This is a genomic window from Pseudomonas sp. NFX5, assembly GCF_049132125.1.
Classification (GTDB): domain Bacteria; phylum Pseudomonadota; class Gammaproteobacteria; order Pseudomonadales; family Pseudomonadaceae; genus Aquipseudomonas; species Aquipseudomonas marginalis.
In genome coordinates this window covers 1-6,415 of record NZ_JAFMZG010000043.1, presented here as the reverse complement: position 1 = coordinate 6,415, position 6,415 = coordinate 1, and the positions used below count along the sequence as shown (strand labels likewise).

Below are 6,415 nucleotides of genomic sequence, written 5' to 3'. Positions count from 1 at the left end.
GTGTGTCAGTCAGCTTATCCGTCACTGATACACCGCAATCGGGAGCAAGCCCCCTCCCACATTTGGTCCTGGATACATTCGGCAGGTAAGATGGCGACCCTTCGCACAGCGCCCTGCCAACCATAAGCCCTCCCATGCCTTTCGAACTCAGCGTAGACCTCACCACCCTCGCCATTCTCGCCGTCGTGGCCTTTATCGCCGGCTTTATCGATGCCATCGCCGGCGGCGGCGGCCTGCTTACCACCCCGGCGCTGCTCACCGCTGGGATGCCGCCCCACCTGGTACTGGGCACCAACAAGCTCAGCTCCACCTTCGGTTCGGCCACGGCCAGTTTCACCTTCTACCGTCGCAAGCTGTTCCACCCGCGCCAGTGGGTGCATGCCATCGTCGGCACCTTGATCGGCGCACTGGCCGGTGCGGTGGTCGCCCACTACCTGCCCGCCGAAACCCTCAACAAAATGCTGCCGGTGATCGTATTCGCTTGCGGCGTGTATTTGCTGTTTGGTGGCACGCCCAAGGCACCGCTGGACGCCGACGCGCCGATCAAGAAGAAATGGCAAGGCGCCCAGGGTTTCGGCCTGGGCTTCTACGACGGCGTGGCGGGCCCCGGCACCGGTGCGTTCTGGACCGTGAGCACCCTGCTGTTGCACCCCATCGACCTGGTGAAGGCCAGCGGCGTGGCGCGCAGCATGAACTTCGTCAGCAACGCGGCGGCGCTGTCGGTGTTTATCTTCAACGGCTCGGTGGATTGGATTGTCGGCCTGGCGATGGGCGTGTCGGTGATGTGTGGCGCATTTTTTGGCGCGCGCAGCGCGATCAGCGGCGGCGCCAAATTCATTCGCCCGGTGTTTATCACCGTGGTTCTCGGCCTGACCGTGCGCCTAGCCTGGCAGCACTGGTTCAGCGTGGCCTAGGCGACGGGCCAGGTAGAGGTCGATCAGGTAACGCGCAATCGAGCGTGACGCCGGCAGCGGCGGCAGGTCGTGGATGCTGAACCACTGCGCGTCCTCGATCTCGTCGGCCTGGGGCACGATGTCGCCACCGGCGTACTCGGCATGGAAGCCCAGCATCATCGAATGGGGGAACGGCCAGCACTGGCTGCCCATGTACTGGATGTTCCTGACCTCCACCTGCACTTCTTCGCGCACCTCGCGGATCAGGCAGTCCTCGGCCGACTCACCCGGCTCGGCAAAGCCCGCCAAGGTGCTGTAGACCCCGGTGACAAAACGCGGCGAGCGCGCCAGCAGGATCTCGTCGCCACGGGTCACCAGCACGATCATGCTCGGCGAAATCCGTGGGTAGCTGCGCAGGTCGCAGGCCTGGCAATACATCGCCCGTTCCCGTGGCACCTGGACCATGGCCTGGCCGCAACTGCCGCAGAACCGATGCTCCCGCGCCCAGGTGCCGATCTGCGCGGCGTAGCCCAGCACTTTGTAGAGGGTGTGATCACCTTGCAGCATGAAGCCGCGCAGGCCCTGCCAGCCGCAACCCGGCACTTCGCCCGCCGAATCGAGTTCCAGCAGGTACACCGGCTCACCGTCGAGGTGGCCGATGCCGTGTTCGGCAAACACCGATAGCTCCTGGCGCTTGAGCCATTCCCGAGGGAACAGCGGGCCGTTGGCATCATGCAAAAAGCCCTCGCGGCTGCGGGCGACGGCCCAGCCGCCGGGGGCGTCGTTGTCCAGCAGCGTTGTGGTAATCCAGCCTGGGGTCATGTCAGTCAATCCACGAATTCGGGTTTCTGCTTGCTCATATGGGCCGCGATGGCCACGCGCAGGTCGTTGGATTGCAACATAGCCGAGTTCCAGGTGGCAACGTATTCCAGACCGTCATTGACCGTATGGTCACGCATGTAGCTGATCATGGCCTTGGTGCCGGTGACCGCAATCGGCGACTTGGCCGCGATTTCATGGGCGATCTCGAACACCCCGGCCAACAGGCTTTCCTGGTCGGCATACACGCGATTGACCAGGCCGATGCTGCGCGCCTCCTCGGCACCGAACGGGCGGCCGGTGTAGGCCAGCTCACGCAGCATGCCGTCGCCGATGATGCGTGGCAGGCGTTGCAGGGTGCCGACGTCGGCGGCCATGCCGATGTCGATTTCCTTGATCGAGAATTGCGCGTCTTCAGCCGCGTAGCGCATGTCGCAGGCGCTGATCAGGTCGATGGCGCCACCGATGCAGTAACCCTGGATCGCCGCCAGTACCGGCTTGCGGCAGTTATCGACGGCATTGAACGAGGCTTGCAGCTCGAGGATCTTGCGCCGCAGCAGGCGCGCATTGCGGCCCACATCCTTGCCGAAGTCGTTGGCCACCGAGGCGAGCATCATCAGGTCGATGCCGGAGGAAAAATGCTTGCCGGCACCGCTGAGCACCACGGCGCGTACGGCGTCGGTGTCTTCGATCCATTGGAAGATGTCGATGATCTCGGTCCAGAACGCGGCGTTCATCGCGTTGATCTTTTCCGGGCGGTTGATCTGCACATGGGCTACGTTGCCGCTGAGTTCGACGACGAAAGCTTGGTATTCGGACATGGCAGTGATCCCTGGCTGGCGAGTGATAAGGCCTGAACTATAACAAGGGTACGTGACGGCGCATCGGCCAAAAGCGGGACTGGCAACGGCGATGGAAAAGACGCTGGATAAAAGCCCCGGCACACGCCATCCTTCGCGCTTTGAGCCGCCCCATCAGCGGCGTTCGACGTTTAAAGGATATGCCCATGCACACCCAACCCCTCGCCCCCGCCGATTTCGAATTCATCGAAGAAACCCTGTTGAAATACGGCGACGACCATTCGGTGCTGAACCTGGCCGAACTCGACGGCTACTTCACCGCGCTGGTGTCCAGCCCGGCACAGGTGGACATCGCCGAGTGGTTCCCGGCGATCTGGGGCGGGCAGAACCCGGAGTGGGAAAGCGCCGAAGAGGCCCAGCAGTTCCTTGACCTGTGCGTGCGTCATATCAACACCCTGGCCGCACAACTGGCGACTGACGCCAAGGCCTTTAAGGCACGCTTCGATGAAACCGAACACCAGGACCAAGTCGTGACCCTCGCCGAAGAATGGTGCTTTGGTTATATCCGTGGCGCCGCTATCGGCAATTGGCCTGAGTTGCCCGCGGAGCAGGTAGCGAACCTGGAGAAAATCTCCTGGTGCGCCGAGCAGGACAACTTCGAGTTGCCCGCCGACCTGGATGTGAAGCTGCATCAGCAACGGGTCAGCGCTATCGAACCGGCCGCACGGGCACTGCACGATTACTGGTTGAGCAAGCGCTAGACCTCGACAAGCACCGCACCTTTGGCCGATTATTCGGGTCCGCCCGTCGGCCACTCCGTACCACCTTGCCTTGATCAGGAGCCTTGCACCTTGAGTTCGCAGAAAACCGTGACCGTTACACCGCCCAACTTCCCCCTGAATGGCAAGGTCGCGCCCCCCGGCTCCAAATCCATTACCAACCGTGCCTTGCTGCTGGCGGCCCTGGCCAAAGGCACCAGCCGCCTGAGCGGCGCCCTGAAGAGCGATGACACCCGGCATATGTCGGTGGCCCTGCGCCAGATGGGCGTGACCATCGACGAGCCGGACGACACCACCTTCGTGGTCACCGGCACCGGCAAGCTGCAATTGCCGGCGCAGCCGTTGTTCCTCGGCAATGCCGGCACCGCCATGCGCTTCCTGACGGCCGCCGTGGCTACCGTGCAAGGCACCGTGGTACTGGACGGCGACGAGTATATGCAGAAACGTCCGATCGGCCCGCTGCTGGCCACCCTCGGCCGGAACGGTATCCAGGTCGACAGCCCGACCGGTTGCCCACCGGTGACGGTGCACGGCGTGGGCACGGTCCAGGCCAGGCGCTTCGAGATCGACGGCGGCTTGTCCAGCCAGTATGTCTCCGCCCTGTTGATGCTCGCCGCCTGCGGCGAAGCGCCGATTGAAGTGGCACTGACCGGCAAGGACATCGGTGCCCGTGGCTACGTGGACCTGACCCTGGACTGCATGCGGGCCTTCGGCGCCCAGGTCGAGGTGGTCGACGACACCACCTGGCGCGTGTCCCCCACCGGCTACACCGCCCATGATTACCTGATCGAACCCGACGCGTCCGCCGCCACCTACTTGTGGGCTGCCGAAGTGTTGACCGGTGGCCGCATCGACATCGGCGTGGCCGCCCACGCCTTCACCCAACCGGACGCCAAGGCCCAGGCGGTGATCGCGCAGTTCCCGAATATGCAGGCCACCGTGGTGGGTTCGCAGATGCAGGACGCGATCCCGACCCTGGCGGTGCTGGCTGTCTTCAACAACACCCCGGTGCGCTTCACGGAGCTGGCCAACCTGCGGGTCAAGGAATGCGATCGCGTACAGGCCCTGCATGACGGCCTCAATGCGATCCGTCCGGGCCTCGCCAGCATTGAAGGCGATGATCTGCTGGTCGCGGCCGACCCGGCGCTGGCCGGCACGTCGTGCAACGCCCTGATCGACACCCATGCCGACCACCGCATCGCCATGTGCTTTGCCCTGGCGGGGTTGAAAATCGCGGGGATCCGCATCCAGGACCCGGACTGCGTGGCCAAGACCTATCCTGGGTACTGGAAGGCCCTGGGCAGCCTTGGGGTCGCGTTGAGCGACTGACTCAACGGCGTCGGAATGGGGAGGTAAGGATCATGACCATTCGCCAACCCTGCCCACCCGGCGCCTGTGTCTGCGACCGTGAACAGCTGCTGGAGGCCCCCGGCGCCGACCTGCGTATCCTCAGCCTGACCCGCCAGGAAGAAAAACGCCTGGTCGAGCGCCTGGAAAACCTGCAAAGCCTGCAAGACCTGGAGCGCATGCAACAGCGGATGCACGAGTTATTGGGCATCCGCGTGCATGTCGCGCCGGGGCACACCGAGGTCAAGAGCATGCGCGGCATCCAGATCGTCATCGACGAGCTGCCAGGCATGTGCCGCAAGACCCGGCAAGCGATCCCGGCGGCGATTCGCCGGGGCCTGGAGAAAAACCCGGAAATTGCCTACCGCCTGCTGGACGCCCACGACCTGTTTCGCGAAGGTTGAATCAACCGGCGACCGTCTCGGCCTCGAACAGCCTCTGCCCGATCGCTTTCGCCGTCTTCAGATGCGCCGGGGCCGCGCCGCCTTCCGAATCCAGCAACAGCTCGGACGTCATCACCTTCGCCCCGCAGTAATCGAAGATGCCGTAGTCGATTTGGGTGCGCATCGCCTTGGCATAGCCATGACGGTCAAACGCGCTGTCATCCGCACCGCCGAGGGCCAGCAAGTGCACCTGCAAATGCCGCAGTTTTTTCACCACCGGGGTATCCGGGCCGTAGTCGATCGCCCAGCCGTTGACGAACACACGGTCGACCCAGCCCTTGAGCAGACCCGGCAGCGACCACCAGTAGATCGGGAACGCCAGCACCAAGGCATCGGCGCGCTCGATGCGCGCCTGTTCCGCCAGCACGTCGGCCGGGGGCGTGGCCTGGGTGCGGTGTACCCGGTGATCGGCGGCGGTGTAGCGCGGGTCGAAGCCTTCGGCGGCGAGGTCGGCGATTTCGAAGGTGTGGCCCTCAGCAGTCAGCCCGGCAGACACCTGTGCGGCCACGGCGTGGGTGAGGGATTGTGGGTCGTGATGGGCAACGACGATGAGTGCATGCATGACTTTGACTCCCTTTGGGCTTAAGCTACTTCTGGTAAGTTAACGCCATCAAGTTACTTTTGGTATATAAACATGTCAAGCCCTGAATCCCCTGCCCCACGTCGTCGCCTGTCCCGTGAAGATCGCCTGCGTCAGTTATTGGAGGTGGCCTGGCAGCTGGTGCGCGAGGAAGGCACCGAAGCCCTGACCCTGGGCCGCCTGGCGGAACTGGCCGGCGTCACCAAACCGGTGGTCTACGACCATTTCGTCACCCGTGCCGGGCTGCTCGCCGCGCTGTATGAAGACTTCGACGCGCGTCAGACCCAGGTGTTTGCCGAAGCCCTCGACGCCAGCCGCGCGACCTTGGAAGAACGCGCCGGGGTGATCGCCTCGTGCTATGTCGATTGCGTGTTATTGCAGGGCCGGGAAATTCCGGGGGTGATTGCCGCACTGAGCAGTTCGCCGGAGCTGGAAGCGCTCAAGCGTAAGTACGAGGCGATTTTTCTCGACAAATGCCGTGCCGCATTGGAACCCTTTGGCCACGTATCACAGGCAGGATTAAGGGCGATGCTGGGCGCTGCGGAAGCGTTGTCCTACGCTGCGGCCAGTGGCGAGATCAGCCGTGAAGAGGCGCAAGATGAGCTGTTGGCGACCATCCTGGCAATGGTCAACCGCCCACGGCGTTGAAGACTGAAGAAGCTTCTGTGGTAAACGAACTTTGCTGTGGTGAACAGGCTTGTTGTGGTGAGCAGGCTTGTTGTGGTGAGCGGGCTTGCCCCGCGCTGGGCTGCGA

General features: G+C 63.6%; 8 protein-coding genes. 5 read left to right on the top strand and 3 right to left on the bottom strand.

The features are described from left to right. Positions 1–134 precede the first annotated feature (134 nt). Entirely contained in the window at positions 135–914 is a 780-nt protein-coding gene (locus J1N02_RS27935; RefSeq protein WP_027606369.1) for a TSUP family transporter, read from the top strand. Here J1N02_RS27935 and nudC read toward each other — a convergent pair. Together nudC and J1N02_RS27925 are read right to left on the bottom strand one after the other, a co-directional pair. After that, on the bottom strand, positions 882–1,715 hold the full coding sequence (nudC, locus tag J1N02_RS27930) for an NAD(+) diphosphatase (protein ID WP_027606370.1): 834 nt from the start codon (positions 1,713–1,715) through the stop codon (positions 882–884). The two genes, J1N02_RS27935 and nudC, sit on opposite strands and share 33 nt — an antisense overlap. 5 nt (positions 1,716–1,720) lie before the next feature. Beyond that, positions 1,721–2,533, bottom strand: coding sequence for a crotonase/enoyl-CoA hydratase family protein (locus tag J1N02_RS27925; RefSeq protein WP_027606371.1), 813 nt, complete (start codon positions 2,531–2,533; stop codon positions 1,721–1,723). 185 nt (positions 2,534–2,718) lie between these two features. Here J1N02_RS27925 and J1N02_RS27920 point away from each other — a divergent pair, with 185 nt between their 5' ends. The 3 genes from J1N02_RS27920 (at position 2,719) to J1N02_RS27910 (ending at position 5,042) form a co-directional block, all read left to right on the top strand. Next, positions 2,719–3,273, top strand: a complete 555-nt coding sequence (locus J1N02_RS27920) for a UPF0149 family protein (protein ID WP_027606372.1) — start codon at positions 2,719–2,721, stop codon at positions 3,271–3,273. A gap of 90 nt (positions 3,274–3,363) precedes the next feature. Next, on the top strand, positions 3,364–4,620 hold the full coding sequence (aroA, locus tag J1N02_RS27915; RefSeq protein WP_368962028.1) for a 3-phosphoshikimate 1-carboxyvinyltransferase: 1,257 nt from the start codon (positions 3,364–3,366) through the stop codon (positions 4,618–4,620). Between the two features lie 32 nt (positions 4,621–4,652). After that, complete coding sequence (locus tag J1N02_RS27910) at positions 4,653–5,042, top strand: hypothetical protein (protein ID WP_092357871.1); 390 nt, start codon at positions 4,653–4,655, stop codon at positions 5,040–5,042. A gap of 1 nt (position 5,043) precedes the next feature. On the opposite strand, the gene J1N02_RS27905 is transcribed toward J1N02_RS27910, so the two are convergent. Then, entirely contained in the window at positions 5,044–5,643 is a 600-nt protein-coding gene (locus tag J1N02_RS27905; RefSeq protein ID WP_368962030.1) for an NAD(P)H-dependent oxidoreductase, read from the bottom strand. 72 nt (positions 5,644–5,715) lie between these two features. On the opposite strand from J1N02_RS27905, the gene J1N02_RS27900 reads away from it, so the two are divergent. Next, the gene (locus tag J1N02_RS27900) at positions 5,716–6,309 is read left to right on the top strand and encodes a TetR/AcrR family transcriptional regulator (protein WP_027606376.1); all 594 of its coding nucleotides are present in this window, start codon (positions 5,716–5,718) and stop codon (positions 6,307–6,309) included. Positions 6,310–6,415: the final 106 nt, after the last annotated feature.

What these genes read in the sequence shown, in the direction of transcription:
- J1N02_RS27935 (WP_027606369.1), top strand. Translation starts at nt 135, where the DNA reads ATGCCTTTCGAACTCAGCGTAGACCTCACCACCCTCGCCATTCTCGCC.
- J1N02_RS27925 (WP_027606371.1), bottom strand. Translation starts at nt 2,533, where the DNA reads ATGTCCGAATACCAAGCTTTCGTCGTCGAACTCAGCGGCAACGTAGCC.
- J1N02_RS27900 (WP_027606376.1), top strand. Translation starts at nt 5,716, where the DNA reads ATGTCAAGCCCTGAATCCCCTGCCCCACGTCGTCGCCTGTCCCGTGAA.
- nudC (WP_027606370.1), bottom strand. Translation starts at nt 1,715, where the DNA reads ATGACCCCAGGCTGGATTACCACAACGCTGCTGGACAACGACGCCCCC.
- J1N02_RS27905 (WP_368962030.1), bottom strand. Translation starts at nt 5,643, where the DNA reads ATGCATGCACTCATCGTCGTTGCCCATCACGACCCACAATCCCTCACC.
- J1N02_RS27910 (WP_092357871.1), top strand. Translation starts at nt 4,653, where the DNA reads ATGACCATTCGCCAACCCTGCCCACCCGGCGCCTGTGTCTGCGACCGT.
- J1N02_RS27920 (WP_027606372.1), top strand. Translation starts at nt 2,719, where the DNA reads ATGCACACCCAACCCCTCGCCCCCGCCGATTTCGAATTCATCGAAGAA.